The sequence below is a fragment of the Brevundimonas denitrificans genome (assembly GCF_030160755.1).
Lineage (GTDB): Bacteria > Pseudomonadota > Alphaproteobacteria > Caulobacterales > Caulobacteraceae > Brevundimonas > Brevundimonas denitrificans.
In genome coordinates, this window is sequence record NZ_BSOY01000016.1 from 12,569 (window position 1) to 29,192 (window position 16,624).

Below are 16,624 nucleotides of genomic sequence, written 5' to 3' on the forward strand. Positions count from 1 at the left end.
CGTCGTCGCGCGGTCATCAGGGCGCGGGCGGCACGGTGATGACGCCGATCCGCTGGCCGTCGAGATAGACGTTTCCGGCGTCGTCAAACGGCAGTTCATTGCCGAGAATGACCACCACATGGTCCCGGGGCGAGAGGCGTCGGCTGAGCCGATAGCCATCCGAATGGGAGCCGCCGCAGATGAAGCGCGACCGGTCAAGATCCGGCGGGCAGCCCTGATACTCGTTGCCTGTGATCCGGAATCCCAAAGCGTCGGAACTCCAGACGCCGCTCTCGGGACTGTAGCGCCCCTCGAACACGACCCAGTGGTCGAAGCCTTCAGGGTAGGACCAGTTTCCTTCCCGAAGCGGCAGGGTGTTCTTCCTGGTCGCAACGAGGAAGGGGCGGCCGGCGGACATCATTTCCACGAGGGTTTCCGCGGGCGCGGCCTCCTGCCGGGGCGCGGCGACGGCGGGCAGGGCGAGGGCGGCGAACAGGGTCGCAAGGCTGGCGAGGCGGATCTTTCGGGACACAGGTTTCTCCGGGCGGGGTCGGCTCAGTTCAGTTGACCCCGGATCCGCGCCGCGCGCCAGCAACCAGATCCAGCACCGCCCGCGCCGCACGATCCGTTTCGCCGAGCGGCTCATAGCGCCAGCTTTCCAACGACCCGTCGAACGGCCGCGCCGCGCCCCGTTCGCGCAGGTCGGCGTGCAGACGCGCGAATTTGTCCGCCGGCTTGAGCGGGATCATGGGCAGGATGTGGACGGGCGCGCCCGTCGAGGCGGCCTCGGCGGCCATGTTGGCGCTGTCCTCGGTCACCAGGATGTGGTCGGCGAATTTCAGGAAGGCGAAATAGGGGTTCGGACCTTCGCCGTCCCAGATCAGGCCCGGCAGATGTTTCAGCCGCGCGGTGATGGCGGCCTTCGCCGCCTCGGGCGTGCGGCGCGAAAAGGTCAGCATCAGCGAGCCGCCGGCGGCCTCCACGGCCTTCGCGATCCGGTCCGCGAGTTCGACGGCGTGGGCTTCGGTCAGGTCGAACGCTCTCGACCGTCCCCCGATCAGGGCTGCGACGCGCGGCGGGGGCAGGGTCTGCAGCGTGTCCGCGAAGGCGGCTGCGCCCTCGGCCAGCCGGTCCGCCGTCACCCGGTGGGGCGAACCGGTGATCGACAGGACATTGGGGCCGGCGACGCCGTCGTGGGCCGGGGCGACGACCAGATCATAGGCGGCGGGGTTCCAGCGCGGGTCCTGGGTCTGGACCACGAGGGTCTTGCCGCCCGACCGGTCGCGGACGCGGGCCGAGAGCGGCAGCGTCGCGCGGCCCGTGGCGATCCACAGGTCGGGCCATGCCTCGCCGGCGGCGGGTTCAGTGGGGTCGGAGGACAGGTCCAGCATCCAGGACGCCTTGAGCGCCGACGGCAGCTTGTCGAAGAGGCTGCGCCAGCGGATGCGTTTGACGGTGATGCGGGACGGAAAAAGGCGCTGGACGGCTTCCGCCAGACCCAGCGCCTGATTTTCCATGCCGGTCCGGCCGTCAGAGACGACCCAGATCGAAAGCGGGGTCTGGTCGGACCCTATTTCCACTCGACCTTGAGGATTTCGTAGGCCTTGACGCCGCCCGGGGTGTTGACCTCGACCACGTCGCCGACCGCCTTGGAGATCATGGCGCGGGCGATGGGCGAGGCGACGGAGATCTTGCCCGCCTTCACATCGGCTTCGTGCTCGCCGACGATCTGGTAGCGGGCCTCTTCCTCGGTGTCCTCGTCCACGACCGTGACCGTGGCGCCGAACATGACCTGGTCGCCGTTCAGCTTGGTCACATCGATGACCTGGGCGCGGCTGATCTTGTCCTCGATGTCCGCGATCTGGCCCTCGATCCAGCCCTGACGCTCTTTCGCGGCATGATATTCAGCGTTTTCAGACAGATCGCCATGCTCGCGCGCTTCAGAGATGGCCGAGATCACGCTCGGCCGCTCCACGGACTTCAATTGCTTCAGCTGATCGTCGAGGACACGGTAGCCCTCGGCCGTCATCGGCACTTTTTCCATATGTCGTGAGTTTCTTGCTTCGCCCGACTGAAGGTTTGGTGACGCCAGAGGTCGCTGGGCGCTTGCGACCGGCCAAAGAGGGTAGGGCGCCAAGCCCCAAGGTTCAAGGGGCAGGACGCAACAGTGTTATGTCGGGAATGTTACGCCGGGCGGTTTCGCCTTCGCGTTCTCGCCTGACGGACGAGGCTCCAGGCCAGCCAGCCGATCGCCGCCAGCCCCAGCGCCATGAACAGGCTGGAGACAATGAAAACCCCGGTCGCGATGAAGGCCAGCACGAACGCAACGGCGGCGGTCAGGGCGGCGATGACTTGAATGGTTCTCAGGCGCATGAGCCTGTTAACGTCCAATTCACGGGCGGGTTGCGGCGACGGCAGGGACATGCGCCGGTTCTTCGCCGGTGTGGCGCCGGCGCCAGCCCCTCAGGCGTAGCTGTAGGGGCCTCCCCGCTCGAGCGCCCGCTGATAGGCCGGGCGGGCGTGAATCTTCTGCAGGAAGGCTTTCAGCTTCGGCTTGTCCGGGCCGTAGGGGACCCGGCTGCCCGCGGCTTCGACCGGAAAGCTCATCATGATGTCGGCCGCCGAGAAGGCGTCGCCGGCGAACCATTCGGACCGGCCCAGTTCGGCCTCCCAGTAGTCCGTATGGGCGGTGATCTGCGGGTCGATCATATTGGCGTTCATCGCCTGGCTGATGCCCTTGGCCACGCCGCGCGCCAGGAAGGGCACGCGTTTGGGCAGCACGGTGAAGATCAGCTTCAGCAGCAGGGGCGTCATGGCCGACCCCTCGGCATAGTGCAGCCAGTAGGTGAACCGCCGCGCCTCCGGCGTGCCGGGCGCGGGCCGCAGGCCAGCGGACGGGCAGGTCTCCAGCAGATATTCAATAATGGCCCCGGTCTCGGCCAGCCGGGCCTCGCCGTCGTCGAGCACCGGCGACTTGCCCAGCGGATGGATCGCCTTCAGCGCCGGGGGGGCCAGGTTGGTCTTCGCGTCGCGCTGATACCGCTTCACCTCATAGGGCAGGCCCATCTCCTCGAGCAGCCAGAGGACCCGCTGCGAGCGGGAATCGTTCAGGTGGTGGACGGTGATCATGGCGCGGCTCCGCTTGGCCCGCGCAGTTAGCGCGGTTGACGCGGCGTCGGTCCAGCGGATTCAGACGCGACGTCCGCTCCAGCGGCGACGGGGATGGACGGGCCGGCCCGCGCTTCCGGCGGGGTGTTTCGCAGTCTGCCGCTGCTCCCACAGCTGGAAGGCCAGGGTCGCCAGGGCCAGCTTGCCCGCGTGGCGACCGGCCATGCGCCGCCCGCCCTTGCTGAGCAGCAGGCCGCCGATCAGGGTCGCGAGTTTGGGAAGGGGCATGGCGGTCTCCGGTTCATGGAGTGAACGGGCGGAGCCGTGAACGGTTCAGCCGCGCCTCATCCCTTCGGCATCAACGCCTGCGCCGCCACGACCATGGCCTCGACGCCGGTGACGACCGAGGGCTGGGGGTCGATGCGGAACAGGGGGGAGTGGTGGCCCGGCGCGGTCGCCACGTCCGCCGCGGGCGTGCCGCCGACGCTGAAATAGACGCCCTTCACCCCGGTGTCGGGCGTGACGAACCAGGCGAAGTCCTCGGCGCCCATGCCGGTGCGGGGATTGTCCACAAGCCGCTCGGCGCCCATGGCCGCGCCGATGGCGGTTCGCACGCGGGCGGCGGTGGCGGCGTCATTGATGGTCGGGGGCGTGGTCTCGGTCGGGGAGCGGAGGACGGTCGGCAGGCGGTCTTCGGACACGCCGAGCGCCAGGGCGGTGCCCCGCACGACCCGGTCGATGCCGTCCAGCAGGGCCAGCCGGGTCTCGGGATTGTCGGCGCGGACGGTCAGCTGCAGGTCGACGCGGTCGGATATGATGTTGTGCTTGATGCCGCCGTGGAAGGACCCGACGGTGACGATCGCCCCCTCCAGCGGATTGATGCTGCGGCTGGGCAGGGTCTGCAGGTTCATCACGATGGCCGAGGCGACCACGATCGGATCGACGCCGAGGTGAGGATAGGCCCCGTGGGTGCCGACGCCATGCACGGCGATGTCGACGCTGTCCGAGCTGGACGAGGTGATGCCCAGCGGCAGGTCGATCAGGCCGGTGGCGAGGTCCGCCGAGACGTGGAAGGCCAAGGCGATGTCCGGCTTGGGGAAGCGGGTGTAGAGGCCGTCCTGCACCATGGCCCGGGCGCCGAAGATGCGCTCCTCTGCCGGCTGGGCGATCAGCACCAGGGTGCCGGACCAGTCCTGCCGCCGCGCCATCATCTGCCGCGCCGTGCCGATCAGGGCGGTGATGTGCACATCATGGCCGCAGGCGTGCATGACCGGCTTTTCCGCGCCGTCGCTGTCGGTCTGGCGGACAGTGGAGGCATTGGCCAAGCCCGACTGTTCGGCCAGTGGCAGGCCGTCCATGTCGGCGCGGATCATGACCGTGGGGCCGGCCCCGTTGCGCAGCACCGCGACCACGCCCGTGCCGCCGACACCGGTCGTCACGTCATAGCCGAGGGCGGTCAGTTGGGCCGCCATGATGCCGGCGGTCCGCACCTCCATGCCCGACAGTTCGGGGTTGCGGTGGAAGTCGTCGAACAGGGCGCCGAGGTTGGCGTCATAGTCGCGCGCAATGGCCTGGCGCAGCTCGACATCGGTCGAGCCCGTCTGGGCCTGCACCGCCCCGGCCGTGAGCATGGCCAGCGCCGCCGTCGTCGCAAGAAGAAGTCGCATCGTTCCGCCCCCGGTTTTGAGGCGGGAAGATTGGTCCGGCGGCGCCGGGCTGGCAACGGCCAAAGCGAAGCGCCCGGCTGTTGAGTTCGACGGCGGTTTGGCCCTAAGCCCATGCCATGACCACATCCGAACCCCGCCTGACCTCCCTCGCCCACGGCGGCGGCTGCGGCTGCAAGCTGGCCCCGGCGGTGTTGCGGGACATTCTGAAGGGGATGCCGCAGGCCGCGCCCTTCGCGAACCTGATGGTCGGGACCGAGACCTCTGACGACGCCGCCGTCTGGCGGTTGAACGACCAGCAGGCGCTGGTGGCGACCACGGACTTCTTCATGCCGGTGGTCGACGACCCGTTCCATTTCGGACAGATCGCGGCGACCAACGCCCTGTCGGACGTCTACGCCATGGGCGGGACGCCGATCTTCGCCCTGGCCATCGTCGGCATGCCGGTGAATGTGCTCTCGACGGAGACGATCGGCCGGATCCTGCAGGGCGGGGCCTCGGTCTGCGCGGCGGCGGGCATACCCGTAGCCGGCGGGCATTCGATCGACAGCGTCGAGCCGATCTATGGCCTCGTCGCGCTCGGACTGGTGCATCCGGATCACGTCCTGACCAACCGTGGCGCCCGCCCGGGCGACGTCCTGGTGCTGACCAAGAGGCTCGGCGTCGGCGTGCTCAGCGCCGCCTTCAAACAGGACCGGTTGAGCAAGGACGGCTATCGGACCCTGAAGGAGACCACCACCCGGCTGAACAGCTTCGGCGCCAGACTGGCCGGCCGTCCCGGGGTGCACGCGGTGACGGACGTCACCGGCTTCGGCCTTCTGGGCCATGCCCTGGAGATGGCGCGCGGCGCGGACGCCACGGTCGAGATCACCGCTGACCCTCCAACGCTGGCGGGCGTCCGGGAGCTGCTAAGGGACGGCGTCCGCACCGGCGCCTCAGGCCGCAACTGGGCCAGCTACGGCGCCGAGGTCGATCTGCCGGCCGGTCTGGAGGACTGGCGCCGCGACCTCCTGACCGATCCCCAGACGTCCGGCGGCCTGCTGATCGCCGTGGCCGAGGCCGAGGTTCATGAGCTCAAGGCGTTCGCGCGGATCAATGGCTCGGGCTTCGATATCGTCGGGCGCGTGGTCGAGGGCCCGCCCCGGGTGCGCGTCGCCGCATGATTCGCCGCACCGTCGATCTGTCGCCCGCCGCGCGCGACGGCTTCGACGCGATCATCGACGTGCGCAGCCCGGCCGAGTTCGCGCTCGATCACATTCCCGGCGCGATCAATCTGCCGGTGCTGGATGACGGACAGCGCGCCGCGGTCGGGACGGAATATGTCCAGGGCTCCAAATTCCTCGCCCGGCGCACCGGCGCGGTCCTGGTGGCGCGCAATATCGCGGCGCATCTGGAAGGGGCGCTGGCCGATCGCGACGGATCGTTCCGGCCGCTGGTCTATTGCTGGCGCGGCGGCCAGAGGTCGGGAGCCATGGTCACGGTGATGGACCAGATCGGCTGGCCGGTCGCGGTGCTGGACGGCGGCTACCAGACCTGGCGGCGGCAGGTCACGGCGGCCCTTTACGACACGCCCCTGCCGCATCGGCTGACCCTGCTGGACGGACCGACGGGGTCGGGCAAGACGGCCCTGCTGACGGCGCTGGCGGCGCGGGGCGTGCAGACCCTGGATCTCGAGGCGCTGGCGGCGCACCGGGGCTCGCTGTTCGGCGCCATGCCCGGCGGCCAGCCATCGCAGAAGGGGTTCGAGAGCCGGCTGCACGACGCCCTCGCCCGCCTCGACCCGGCCCGAGCCGTCGTGGTCGAGGCCGAGAGCAGCCGGATCGGGGCGCGGGTCATTCCGCCGGCCCTGTGGGCCGCCATGGCCGCGGCGCCGGTGATCGAAATCGCCGCGCCGGTCGAGGCCCGGGTCGCCCATACGGTCGCGACCTATGCCGATATCGCGGCCGATCCCGTGGCGCTGGACACGGCGCTGGGCCGGCTGCCGCGCCATCATTCGAAGGCGACCATCGGCGAATGGCGCGCCATGGCCGCGCGCGGGGAGATCGCCGACCTGGTCCGCCGGCTGATCGAGGCCCACTACGACCCGGCCTATCTCAAGACCGGCGCCGACCGGGCTCGCCCTGTGCTCGATCGCCTGGTGCTGGATGATCTCTCGCCCGCTTCCATCGAGGCCGCGGCGCACAGGCTGGCGGCGAGCCTCGACCCGGCCTAGCTTCCTCCCATGACTCAGTCCCGCACCGCCGCCCTGTTCTCCTCGCTCAGCCTGCGCGTTCTTCTGGCGCTGGCCGCCGGTCTGGCCGCCGGCGCGGCGGCGCAGACGTACGGCATCCCCGGGGGGACCGGAACGATCGCCCTGGTCGAGGGGCTGGGCCAACTGTGGCTCAACGCCCTGCGCATGACCATCATTCCGCTCGTGTTCGCCCTGCTGGTGACCGGCATCGCCTCCATCGCCGATGCGGCCGCGACCGGGCGGCTGGCGCTCAGGGCCGTGGTGGTCTTCGCCCTCCTGCTGGTCGGGGCGACGGTCTACGGCATTGTGGCGTCTCAGGGACTGCACGCCCTCTGGCCCATCGATCCCGAGGGCGCGCGCCTGCTGCTGGCCGGCGCCCCCGGCGATGAGGTCGTGCGTGAGAACGTCGGCGGCGGCGGCGGTCTCGCGGCCTTCCTGACCAGCCTCGCCCCGTCCAATCCGATCCGCGCGGCGGCCGATGACGCCATCCTCGGCATCGTCGTCTTCGCCATCGTCTTCGGCTTCGCCACGACCCGGCTGAGCGCCCGCCTGCGACAGCCGCTGACCGTCTTCTTCGAGGCCGTGGCCGAGACCATGATCGTCATCGTCCACTGGGTCCTGCGCGCCGCCCCGATCGGCGTCTTCGCCCTGTCGCTGGGCGTGGGCCTGAGGGCCGGCCTGGGGGCCGCGGGCGTGCTCGGCCACTATATCGCGCTGGTGGTGCTGGCCCTCGTCGGCCTGATCCTGCTCACCTATGTCGTCGCCGTGGTCTTCGGCCGGGTCAGCCTCGGCCGGTTCGCCCGCGCCGTCGCCCCGGCCCAGGTCGTGGCCTTCTCGACCCAGTCCTCGCTGGCCTGTCTGCCGGTGATGGTCGAGCGGGCGATCGACCGGCTGGGCGTGTCCCCGGCGACCGCGGGCCTCGTCCTGCCGCTGGCGGTGGCGGTGTTCCGCATCACCTCGACGGTCGCCAACCTCGCGGTCTGCATCTATGTCGCCCACCTGTACGGCATCGCCCTGACGCCGGGCGTGCTGTTCGCGGGCGGGGTCACGGCCCTCGCCATCAGCGTCGGCACCGTCGGCCTGCCCGGTCAGGTCAGCTTCTTCGCCTCCATCGCCCCCATCGCCCTGGTCATGGGCCTGCCGCTCGAGGTCCTGCCCCTGCTGCTGGCGGTCGAGGTCGTGCCCGACATCTTCCGCACCATCGGCAACGTCACCGCCGATCTGGCTGCGGCGCGGATCGTGGAAGGGCGGGACGCGACGGCGGACCCGGAGGCGGCGTCGGGGATCTAGGGAGCGGACGGCGTCAACCAGCCGCCCGGCCGCTCCACGTTGAACGCCCCGCTTTCCTCCGCGAACCGGTTGAGCAGGAAGGCGTGCCCGGCGCCGTAGATGACCAGCACCCGCTCGCCCGGATCGTCGGCCAGCCGCACCAGATTGGCGAAGATTTTCAGGTTCCGCCCATGCCAGGCCCCGACCCAGTTCGCCCCCTGGTTCGTCGCGGACCCGCCCAGCAGGGCGAAGTCATAGTATGGCCGGTGCATGACCAGCAGGTATTCGGGGCTGTTCATCAGAGCCAGCCATTCAGGGATGGGACGCGATCGCACCAGGTCGGTCGTCCGCTGTCCTCTGACGGGATTGCGCAGTTCGGCCAGGCGCGCCTGTTCGCCCGCCGCTTCCGCCCCTTCAATCCAATTGTAGTCCGCCTCCTCGCCCGGCGGCATGTCGTTCCAGTCGACAGCGTAGACGCGGTCGTGGCCCAGCCGGGCCGCCAGCCTGAGGCCGATCTGGTCGATCTCGCTCGCCGTCAGGGCATAGGCGCCGGCGCGATAGTCGGCGTAGCGTCGGTCCAGCCTCGCCTGGCCGGTGGTGTCGATCTCGACCGCGATCCGCGTCGGCCGCCACCGGGCGAGCGACTCGACCACGGCCTCGATTTCCGCTTGTCGGGTCGCGCTCATCACATCGTCGACCTCGGTGCGCAGCACGTCGCGATTGTTGTTCGCCAGATGCGCCGTGCCCAGCACCATCAGCGCGGGGCGCTCCTCGATGCGGCGCTCGCTCAGCAATCGGACCGGTTGCGAAGCCGGCGCCGGTTCCTGCGCCACGGCGGGCGCCGCGGCCAGCACCGAAAGGGCGAGAGCGAACAACAGGCGATGCGACATTGATGGGCTCCGGTTAAGCTTCGCGGGACGCTTAGCCGCGGAACGCCGGTATGGCCCGTTAAGAATTGTTCAGGCGTGGGCGGTGCGCAGCAGCAGCCAGAAGACGGCCGCCGCCCCGACCAAGTGCGCGGCGATCACGACGCCCAGCAGGGTCCGGAACGGCTCCTTGCGCGTCTTGTGACGCAGGAGGTGCTGCCCCATCCACGCGCCTACGCCGCCAAACAGGGCGGCGAGCAAGAGGGTGCTCTCCCGCACCCGCCGGCCGTGATCCCGGGCCCGGGTCTTGTCGAACCAGAACAGACCGAAGGCCGCCAATTCCGCGAGGGCGACCAGGATCAGCGCCCGGTCGATGCCGGCCAGGCCGATCCCGCCGCTCAGTGCGCGTAGTCCTGGATCGGACGCACATCCAGCTCGCCGGCCTTGATCGCCCCGATCGCCTGGGCCGCCGCCAGGGCGCCCGCCGTCGTCGTATAGTAGGGCATCTTCATCATCAGCGCCGTCCGGCGCAGGCTGAAGCTGTCCAGCAGCGCCTGTTTGCCCTCGGTGGTGTTGAAGACCAGCTGGACGTCGCCATTCTTCATCGCGTCGACGATGTTGGGGCGGCCCTCCAGAACCTTCTTCACATGGCCGACGGCGAGGCCCTGTTCGGTCAGATAGGTGTGGGTCCCGCCGGTGGCGAGGATGGAGAAGCCCTCGGCGATCAGGGTCTTCACCGCCTCGACGATGAAGGGCTTGTCGCCGTCCTTGACGCTGACGAAGGCGCAGCCGGCGACGGGCAGGGTGGTGCCCCCGCCGATCTGGCTCTTGGCGAAGGCGCGGGCGAAGGCGGGGGCCATGTCGGCCTCGCCCTCGCGCTTCCAGTCCAGACCCATGACCTCGCCGGTCGAGCGCATCTCGGGGCCCAGGATGGTGTCGACCCCGGCGAAGCGGGCGAACGGGAAGACGGCTTCCTTGACCGCGATATGGTCGTACGGGACGTCCTTCAGGCCGAAGGATTTCAGCGGCACGCCGGCCATGACCTTGGCGGCGATGGCGGCGATCGGCTGGCCGATGGTCTTGGCCACGAAGGGCGCCGTGCGGCTGGCGCGCGGGTTCACTTCCAGCACGAAGATGCGCGGGTTTGCGCTGTGCGGCTCCTCGATGGCGAACTGGACGTTCATCAGGCCGCGCACCTTGAGGGCCCGGGCCATGGCCTCGGTCTGGCGCTTCAACTCGGCGACGATCTCGGCCGACAGGGAGAAGGGCGGCATGGAGCAGGCGCTGTCGCCCGAGTGCACCCCGGCCTCCTCGATGTGTTCCAGCACCCCGGCCACGAACACCGTCTCGTCGTCGCACAGGGCGTCGACGTCGACCTCGGTGGCGCGGTTCAGATAGTGGTCGATCAGCACGGGATCGTCGCCCGACACGCGCATGGCCTCGCCGACGTAGCGGTCCAGCTGCTCGCGGTCGTGGACGATGACCATGCCGCGCCCGCCCAGAACGTATGAGGGGCGCAGGACGACCGGATAGCCGACCTCGTCCGCCTTCTGCGCGGCTTCCTCGGCGCTGCGGGCCAGGCCGTTGGGCGGTTGCATCAGGCCGATGTCGTGCAGCATGACCTGGAACCGCTCGCGGTCCTCGGCCAGGTCGATGGAGTCCAGCGAGGTGCCCAGGATCGGCACCCCGTCCTCGTGCAGCGCATGGGCCAGCTTCAGCGGCGTCTGGCCGCCGAACTGGACGACGACGCCGATCAGGTTTCCGGTCGAACGCTCGACGTCGATCAGCTCCAGCACGTCCTCGGCCGTCAGCGGCTCGAAATACAGCCGGTCGGAGGTGTCGTAGTCGGTCGAGACGGTCTCGGGGTTGCAGTTGACCATGATCGACTCGACGCCGATGTCGGCGAAGGCGAAGGCCGCGTGACAGCAGCAGTAATCGAACTCGATGCCTTGCCCGATGCGGTTCGGCCCGCCGCCGAGAATGATCGCCTTCTTGCGGTCGGTGGGATTGGACTCGCACTGCGGGACCTGGCCGAGGGCGCCGGTCTCATAGGTCGAATACATATAGGCGGTGGCGCTGGCGAACTCGGCGGCGCAGGTGTCGATGCGCTTGAACACGGGGCGCACGTTCAGGCCGCGGCGGGCCGCGCGGACGGCCTTTTCGGTCTGGCCGGTCAGCTGGGCGAGGCGGGCGTCGGAGAAGCCCTTGCTCTTCAGCTTGCGGAAGTCGGTCGGCTCGGTCGGCAGGCCCTGGACGCGGATATGGCCTTCGGTGCGCACGATGTCGGCGATCTGGCGCAGGAACCACGGCTCGTAGGAACAGGCGGCGTTGACCTCCTCGACCGACAGGCCGTGGCGGAAGGCCTGGGCGATGACGAGGATGCGGTCCGGCGTCGGCTGGCCCAGGGCCCGGACCACGGCGGCGCGGGCCGAGGCGTCGTCCTCGACGTCGGCGACGCCGTCGATCTCGATCTCGTTGAAACCGGTCAGGCCGGTCTCGAGGCCGCGCAGGGCCTTCTGCATCGATTCCTGGAAGGTCCGGCCGATGGCCATGACCTCGCCCACCGACTTCATCGAGGTCGACAGGGTGGCCTCGGCGCCGGGGTATTTCTCGAAGGCGAAGCGGGGGATCTTGGTGACGACATAGTCGATGCTCGGCTCGAACGAGGCCGGCGTGACCATGGTGATGTCGTTGGTCAGTTCGTCGAGCGTGTAGCCGACGGCCAGGCGGGCGGCGACCTTGGCGATGGGGAAGCCGGTGGCCTTCGACGCCAGCGCCGAGGACCGCGACACGCGCGGGTTCATCTCGATCACCACCATACGGCCGTCGGCGGGATTGATCGCCCACTGCACGTTCGATCCGCCGGTCTCGACGCCGATCTCGCGCAGGACGTTGATCGAGCCCGTGCGCATCCGCTGGTACTCTTTGTCGGTCAGCGTCAGGGCCGGGGCGACGGTGATGGAGTCGCCGGTGTGCACCCCCATCGGATCGATGTTCTCGATGGAGCAGATGATGATGCAGTTGTCCGCCTTGTCGCGGACGACCTCCATCTCATACTCCTTCCAGCCCAGGACGCTTTCCTCGACCAGCACCTCGGTGGTCGGCGACAGGTCCAGGCCGCGCTCGACGATCTCGCGGTATTCCTCGACATTGTAGGCGATGCCGCCGCCGGTGCCGGCCAGGGTGAAGGACGGGCGGACGATCGCCGGCAGGCCGACGAAGGCCAGGGCGTCTTCGGCTTCGTCGATGTGGTGGATGGCCTTGGAGCGCGGGCTTTCCAGACCCAGCTTGTCCATGGCGTCGCGGAATTTCTGACGGTCCTCGGCCTTGTCGATGACGTCGGCCTTGGCCCCGATCATCTCCACGCCCCACTTCTTCAGCGCGCCCGAGGCGTCCAGCGCCAGCGCCGTGTTCAGTGCGGTCTGGCCGCCCATGGTCGGCAGCAGGGCGTCGGGCCGCTCTTTCGCGATGATGCGCTCGACGAACTCCGGCGTGATCGGCTCGATATAGGTGGCGTCGGCCACCTCCGGGTCGGTCATGATGGTGGCGGGGTTCGAGTTGACCAGAATGACCCGGTAGCCCTCGGCCTTCAGCGCCTTGCACGCCTGCACGCCCGAATAGTCGAACTCGCACGCCTGCCCGATCACGATCGGCCCCGCGCCGATGATCAGGATGGACTGGATGTCTGTGCGCTTGGGCATGGGTCTGTACTCAGTTCACCACGACCGCGCATTCCCAGCCGTCGTAGTCCAGCTGGAAGGCCGCGGCCCAGGATTGCATCATGGTCGAGATCGGGGAGAAGGAGGCCTCGTCGACCGCCATGGTCGTCTCGAGGATGGTGCAGTCGTCCTGACCCCGGGTCAGGAAACCGGCGCGCCGCGCGACCTCATTCAGGTCGTCGTGATCGCCCTCGCCGTAGAAGTAGAACAGGGTGTGGCGCGGCGTGACGCCGCTGTCCCCATGCTCCGCCAGGGTCGCCCGGATCATGGCGTCGCGCTCTTCGTGCGGGACCTCATTGTCGGACACGGGGGCGGGCTCCTTGCGCGCGCGAACCCGCCAGCGGCTGTGACGCCGTGCGGGCCGGTCGGGTTGTCGGTTAAGCGGCCCGTCTAAAGACGGGCGGGCGGGAGAGCAAGCGCCGTCTGACCCCGAACGAAAAAGGGCGGCCCTTGCGAGCCGCCCTTTCACTGTCGTCGTGGCGTCAGATTAGAACGGACGCCAGTTCAGGCCCACGAAGAAGCGGCGGCCGTAGGGGTCGAAGTTCGAATAGAGCGTGGTGCCCAGATAGGGCGCCTGCTCGGCGTCGAAGGCGTTGACCACACCGGCGCGGACCGAGAGGTCATCACGCACGTTCCACCGGACGGTGAAGTCGTGGCGCGTGAAGTTGCCGGTCTCGAACTGGTCGTACGGCCGCTGGTCGGCGTTGGTCACAGCGTCACGCGTCTGGATGATGTCCTGGGCTGTTTGCCAGTCCGCGGTCCAGTTCACGCTCCAGACGTCGCTCGGCTCCCAAGTCAACGACGAAGTCAGCCGGACGCGCGGGTAGTAGAGGCTGGAAGCCAGCTCGGTCGAATCGGCAGGATCGTCCGCGTTCAGGAACTGCTTCTGGTCGATCAGCCACAGGCCGCCCACCGAGTAGTTGATGCGGCCCCAGTTGCGTCCGAAGGTTTCCTCGATGTCCAGCGCGTAGTTGGCGGTGAAGTCGAGGCCGCGGGTCTCCAGCGAAGCGTAGTTGATCGAGCCCTCGATGAAGCCGCCGACGGGATCGTTCAGCGGTGCGCCGACGCCGAACGGGATGTTCGGGTTGTTGCGGAAGATGGTCGAGCAGGCGGCTGTGTTCAGCGACTCGCCGCTGACGCAGTTCGCCGCCGCCGTCCCGGCCGAGACCGAGGCGATGACCTGATCGATCTTGATCTCGTAATAGTCGAGGACCAGCGACAGGTTCGGGAAGAAGCGGGGGCGCAGCACCGTCGAGAAGGTGAAGCTGTCCGACTCTTCGGGCTGGAGGTTGGGATTGCCGCCCAGCACGCCGGCGATGCCCGAGGTGTAGACCGGGTTGAAGTCGTCAGCGTTGGTGGCGGTCGCGCCGGCGAAGTCGAACGTCAGGCCTTGCTGTTGGGCCAGGGCGGTGCAGTTGGCGACCCGGTTGGCCTGGGTCTCCGTGTCCTGGGCCGCGATGCTCAGGGTGGCGCAAGGATCGACGAACCCGTTCAGGAAGGTCTGGCTGAACGGCGAGAAATTCTCGGCCAGATCGGGAACGCGAACCGACGAGTTGAAGCTCGTCTTGAAAGCGATGTCCCGGATCGGGCGATACACGAGGTTCACGCCATAGACGTCCACGTCGCCGACGGTCGAATAGTCGGCATAGCGGTAGGAGGCGCTGAGCTCGGCGTATTCGCCCACGAAGCTGTCGCGGAAGAGCGGCACGGACAGCTCGCCGAACACTTCTTCACTGGTGTACTCGGCCTCGTCGAAGTCGGGGCCGGTGTTCAGGAACAGGAAGCCACGGCCGGCCGTGTCACGATCGCGACCGGTGGCCGAGGTCGCTTCACGCCGGTACTCGGCGCCGAGGGCCACGCCGATCGGACCGGCGCCCCAGAAGTCCCAGAGCGTGCCCGAGACCGAAGCGATGGCCTGCTCCTGCTCGTTGCGCTCGGTGACGCCGACGACGGCGTCGATATAGGCCAGCGCCTGCTCCGACTGATTGCCCTTGCCGAAGACGTTCAGCGGGGCGCACTCGCTGATCGAGCGACGGCCATAGTCGGTGTCACGCAAGTCGCCGCCTGTGGTGGCGTCGTTCAGGAACGGCGAGTTCCGGTCGGCCAGCAGCTGGACGCGGCAGACGATCTCGCCGGGGCGGCCGTTTACTTCACCGGCGGTGTCGACCACGGCATCCGCGGCCAGGGCGAAGCGCTGGCTGTCAGTGCCGCGTTCGAGGTTTTCGACCTCGACCTCGCCGTAGGTGTAGCCGATGTCCCAATCGATGTTGTTGACGAAGGCGAGCCGGTCGAACGAACCGCGGAAGCCGGCGACATAGCGGGTCAGTTCCCGCGTGTTCTCCTGCGTGCGGTCCGGGCCGAACATGCTGTGACGCGCGTTCTGGAACAGGAAGGGAGCCAGCGGCTGGCCCGGAGTGGTCGCCGTGGGCTGGGTGTAGGGGGTCACCATGTTGGTGGCGATCGCATTACGGACGTTGGCCGGCAGGAAGGCGTTGTCAGTCCAGCGAAGGTCGAAGCTGGCGACGCTGTAGATCGGATTGACCTCGTTGGCCGAGTACGAGTTATCCAGATCGATGTCGTAGAAGGTCGGCTGCGACAGGTCGAAGGTCTCTTCGGTGACGTATTTGGCCTCGGCGTAGAACTCGATGTCCGGCGTGATCTCGAAATTCATACCGGCCTGGAAGCGGGCGGATTCCGAACGGGGCACGCGCGATCCGGTGGAGAACTCCGCCGGGTTTTCGCCGTCGCCGCCGATGTTGAAGGGCCGGTTGATGCCGGTCTCGCCCACGCGCTCGCCGAAGTTCGCCAGACGTGCGGTCGTGCCGTCGTAGTAGTAGGTCCGGCCCGGCTGAACGCCGAAGCAGTTGGCGCTGTACGAGAAGAAGCCGCCCGGGAAGCAGTTGGCGTAGGGAACGTCAGGATCGTTGAGCGGGCTGGGTTGGGCCACGGTCGCCAGGGTGGTCTGTCCCCAGCGCGGCCGGTCGATCCGGTTCACACCCGAGTACAGGCGCACGTCGGTAATGCCGTCGCTGCGGGCCGAGGTCGGGTCGGCGTCAACGCCCAGCAGGACCGGCGCGTCTTCCAGCCAGTCGATGTCCAGCGAGGTCACTTCGTCGACCTGTTCGTACTCGCCGTGCGCATAGAGGTTCAGGCGATCATCGAGCAGGTTCGTGCCCGCGAGGATGGAGATGCGTTTGTTGGCCTGACCGTCCTGGTTGATCATGCCGTAGTTGGCGTCGATCTCGAGACCCTCGAAATCCTTGCGCAGGATGAAGTTCAGCACGCCCGAGACGGCGTCGGCGCCGTAGACCGAGGCGGCGCCGCCGGTGACGATCTCGATGTTCTCGATGAGGAGCCGCGGGATGGTGTCGACGTCGACGGACAGCTGACCGCCGCTGGAACCAACGTGACGGCGACCGTCGACGAGGGTCAGGGTGCGGTTCGAGCCGAGGCTGCGCAGGTTGGGCAGTGAGAGGCCGCCGTCGCCGAGGCCGCTGCCGGTGGTGTCGGACGGGACAACCGAGTTGGACAGGGCGGGAATGGTGGCGAGGTAGTCGATCACCGTCGTCTGGCCGGTGCTCAGCAGGTCTTCGCGCTGGACCTGGATCAGCGGGGTCGGCGAATTGGTCGGGTCGCGGCGGATGCGCGAGCCGGTGACCACGACTTCGTCAAGTTCGGAAGAATCGTCCTGGGCGTCAGCCGCGCCGGGGGCGGTGTTCAGGGGTTCCTGGGGCGCAGTCTGGGACCATGCGGGAGAGGAAACAGCCATCAAACCTGCAAGCACAGTCG

General features: G+C 68.5%; 15 protein-coding genes. 3 read left to right on the forward strand and 12 right to left on the reverse strand.

Annotated features, from left to right (window positions below):
- Window positions 1-16: 16 nt before the first annotated feature.
- From QQJ79_RS05395 to QQJ79_RS05425, 7 genes are all read right to left on the reverse strand, one after another.
- Window positions 17-511 carry a hypothetical protein gene (locus QQJ79_RS05395; protein WP_284221894.1) on the reverse strand — a complete coding sequence of 165 codons (495 nt, stop codon included), beginning with the start codon at window positions 509-511 and terminating at the stop codon, window positions 17-19.
- A gap of 28 nt (window positions 512-539) precedes the next feature.
- Window positions 540-1,559, reverse strand: coding sequence for a mitochondrial fission ELM1 family protein (locus QQJ79_RS05400; protein ID WP_284221895.1), 1,020 nt, complete (start codon window positions 1,557-1,559; stop codon window positions 540-542).
- A complete protein-coding gene (greA, locus tag QQJ79_RS05405) occupies window positions 1,550-2,023 on the reverse strand; it encodes a transcription elongation factor GreA (protein WP_284221896.1) in 474 nt (157 codons plus the stop codon). The genes QQJ79_RS05400 and greA overlap by 10 nt, the downstream gene beginning before the upstream one ends.
- 140 nt (window positions 2,024-2,163) lie before the next feature.
- Window positions 2,164-2,352 carry a hypothetical protein gene (locus QQJ79_RS05410; protein WP_284221897.1) on the reverse strand — a complete coding sequence of 63 codons (189 nt, stop codon included), beginning with the start codon at window positions 2,350-2,352 and terminating at the stop codon, window positions 2,164-2,166.
- Between the two features lie 90 nt (window positions 2,353-2,442).
- Window positions 2,443-3,108, reverse strand: coding sequence for a glutathione S-transferase family protein (locus tag QQJ79_RS05415; protein ID WP_284221898.1), 666 nt, complete (start codon window positions 3,106-3,108; stop codon window positions 2,443-2,445).
- Window positions 3,109-3,168: 60 nt separating this feature from the next.
- Window positions 3,169-3,375: a cysteine protease gene (locus tag QQJ79_RS05420; RefSeq protein WP_284221899.1), complete on the reverse strand. Its 207-nt coding sequence runs from the start codon at window positions 3,373-3,375 to the stop codon at window positions 3,169-3,171.
- 56 nt (window positions 3,376-3,431) lie between these two features.
- Entirely contained in the window at window positions 3,432-4,754 is a 1,323-nt protein-coding gene (locus tag QQJ79_RS05425) for an amidohydrolase (protein ID WP_284221900.1), read from the reverse strand.
- A 116-nt stretch (window positions 4,755-4,870) separates the two neighbouring features.
- On the opposite strand from QQJ79_RS05425, the gene selD reads away from it, so the two are divergent.
- From selD to QQJ79_RS05440, 3 genes are read left to right on the forward strand one after another with little or no spacing between them, the layout of a single operon-like run.
- Window positions 4,871-5,914, forward strand: coding sequence for a selenide, water dikinase SelD (gene selD, locus QQJ79_RS05430; RefSeq protein ID WP_284221901.1), 1,044 nt, complete (start codon window positions 4,871-4,873; stop codon window positions 5,912-5,914).
- Window positions 5,911-6,963 carry a tRNA 2-selenouridine(34) synthase MnmH gene (mnmH, locus tag QQJ79_RS05435; RefSeq protein WP_284221902.1) on the forward strand — a complete coding sequence of 351 codons (1,053 nt, stop codon included), beginning with the start codon at window positions 5,911-5,913 and terminating at the stop codon, window positions 6,961-6,963. Before selD ends, mnmH begins: the two co-directional genes overlap by 4 nt.
- 9 nt (window positions 6,964-6,972) lie before the next feature.
- On the forward strand, window positions 6,973-8,271 hold the full coding sequence (locus QQJ79_RS05440) for a dicarboxylate/amino acid:cation symporter (RefSeq protein WP_284221903.1): 1,299 nt from the start codon (window positions 6,973-6,975) through the stop codon (window positions 8,269-8,271).
- On the opposite strand, the gene QQJ79_RS05445 is transcribed toward QQJ79_RS05440, so the two are convergent.
- The 5 genes from QQJ79_RS05445 to QQJ79_RS05465 form a co-directional block, all read right to left on the reverse strand.
- Window positions 8,268-9,140: a DUF5694 domain-containing protein gene (locus QQJ79_RS05445; RefSeq protein ID WP_284221904.1), complete on the reverse strand. Its 873-nt coding sequence runs from the start codon at window positions 9,138-9,140 to the stop codon at window positions 8,268-8,270. The genes QQJ79_RS05440 and QQJ79_RS05445 overlap by 4 nt on opposite strands.
- 69 nt (window positions 9,141-9,209) lie before the next feature.
- On the reverse strand, window positions 9,210-9,455 hold the full coding sequence (locus QQJ79_RS05450) for a DUF1294 domain-containing protein (protein WP_284221905.1): 246 nt from the start codon (window positions 9,453-9,455) through the stop codon (window positions 9,210-9,212).
- 59 nt (window positions 9,456-9,514) lie between these two features.
- Complete coding sequence (gene carB, locus QQJ79_RS05455; RefSeq protein ID WP_284221906.1) at window positions 9,515-12,817, reverse strand: carbamoyl-phosphate synthase large subunit; 3,303 nt, start codon at window positions 12,815-12,817, stop codon at window positions 9,515-9,517.
- Window positions 12,818-12,827: 10 nt separating this feature from the next.
- Window positions 12,828-13,142 (reverse strand): ribonuclease E inhibitor RraB, encoded by a 315-nt coding sequence (locus QQJ79_RS05460; protein ID WP_284221907.1) that lies wholly within the window; start codon window positions 13,140-13,142, stop codon window positions 12,828-12,830.
- Between the two features lie 180 nt (window positions 13,143-13,322).
- The gene (locus QQJ79_RS05465) at window positions 13,323-16,604 is read right to left on the reverse strand and encodes a TonB-dependent receptor domain-containing protein (protein ID WP_284221908.1); all 3,282 of its coding nucleotides are present in this window, start codon (window positions 16,602-16,604) and stop codon (window positions 13,323-13,325) included.
- Window positions 16,605-16,624 lie beyond the last annotated feature (20 nt).

Coding starts and splice junctions, on each gene's coding strand:
- mnmH (WP_284221902.1), top strand. CDS start 5,911: ATGATTCGCCGCACCGTCGATCTGTCGCCCGCCGCGCGCGACGGCTTC.
- QQJ79_RS05415 (WP_284221898.1), bottom strand. CDS start 3,108: ATGATCACCGTCCACCACCTGAACGATTCCCGCTCGCAGCGGGTCCTC.
- QQJ79_RS05425 (WP_284221900.1), bottom strand. CDS start 4,754: ATGCGACTTCTTCTTGCGACGACGGCGGCGCTGGCCATGCTCACGGCC.
- selD (WP_284221901.1), top strand. CDS start 4,871: ATGACCACATCCGAACCCCGCCTGACCTCCCTCGCCCACGGCGGCGGC.
- QQJ79_RS05465 (WP_284221908.1), bottom strand. CDS start 16,604: ATGGCTGTTTCCTCTCCCGCATGGTCCCAGACTGCGCCCCAGGAACCC.
- QQJ79_RS05440 (WP_284221903.1), top strand. CDS start 6,973: ATGACTCAGTCCCGCACCGCCGCCCTGTTCTCCTCGCTCAGCCTGCGC.
- QQJ79_RS05410 (WP_284221897.1), bottom strand. CDS start 2,352: ATGCGCCTGAGAACCATTCAAGTCATCGCCGCCCTGACCGCCGCCGTT.
- carB (WP_284221906.1), bottom strand. CDS start 12,817: ATGCCCAAGCGCACAGACATCCAGTCCATCCTGATCATCGGCGCGGGG.
- greA (WP_284221896.1), bottom strand. CDS start 2,023: ATGGAAAAAGTGCCGATGACGGCCGAGGGCTACCGTGTCCTCGACGAT.
- QQJ79_RS05420 (WP_284221899.1), bottom strand. CDS start 3,375: ATGCCCCTTCCCAAACTCGCGACCCTGATCGGCGGCCTGCTGCTCAGC.
- QQJ79_RS05445 (WP_284221904.1), bottom strand. CDS start 9,140: ATGTCGCATCGCCTGTTGTTCGCTCTCGCCCTTTCGGTGCTGGCCGCG.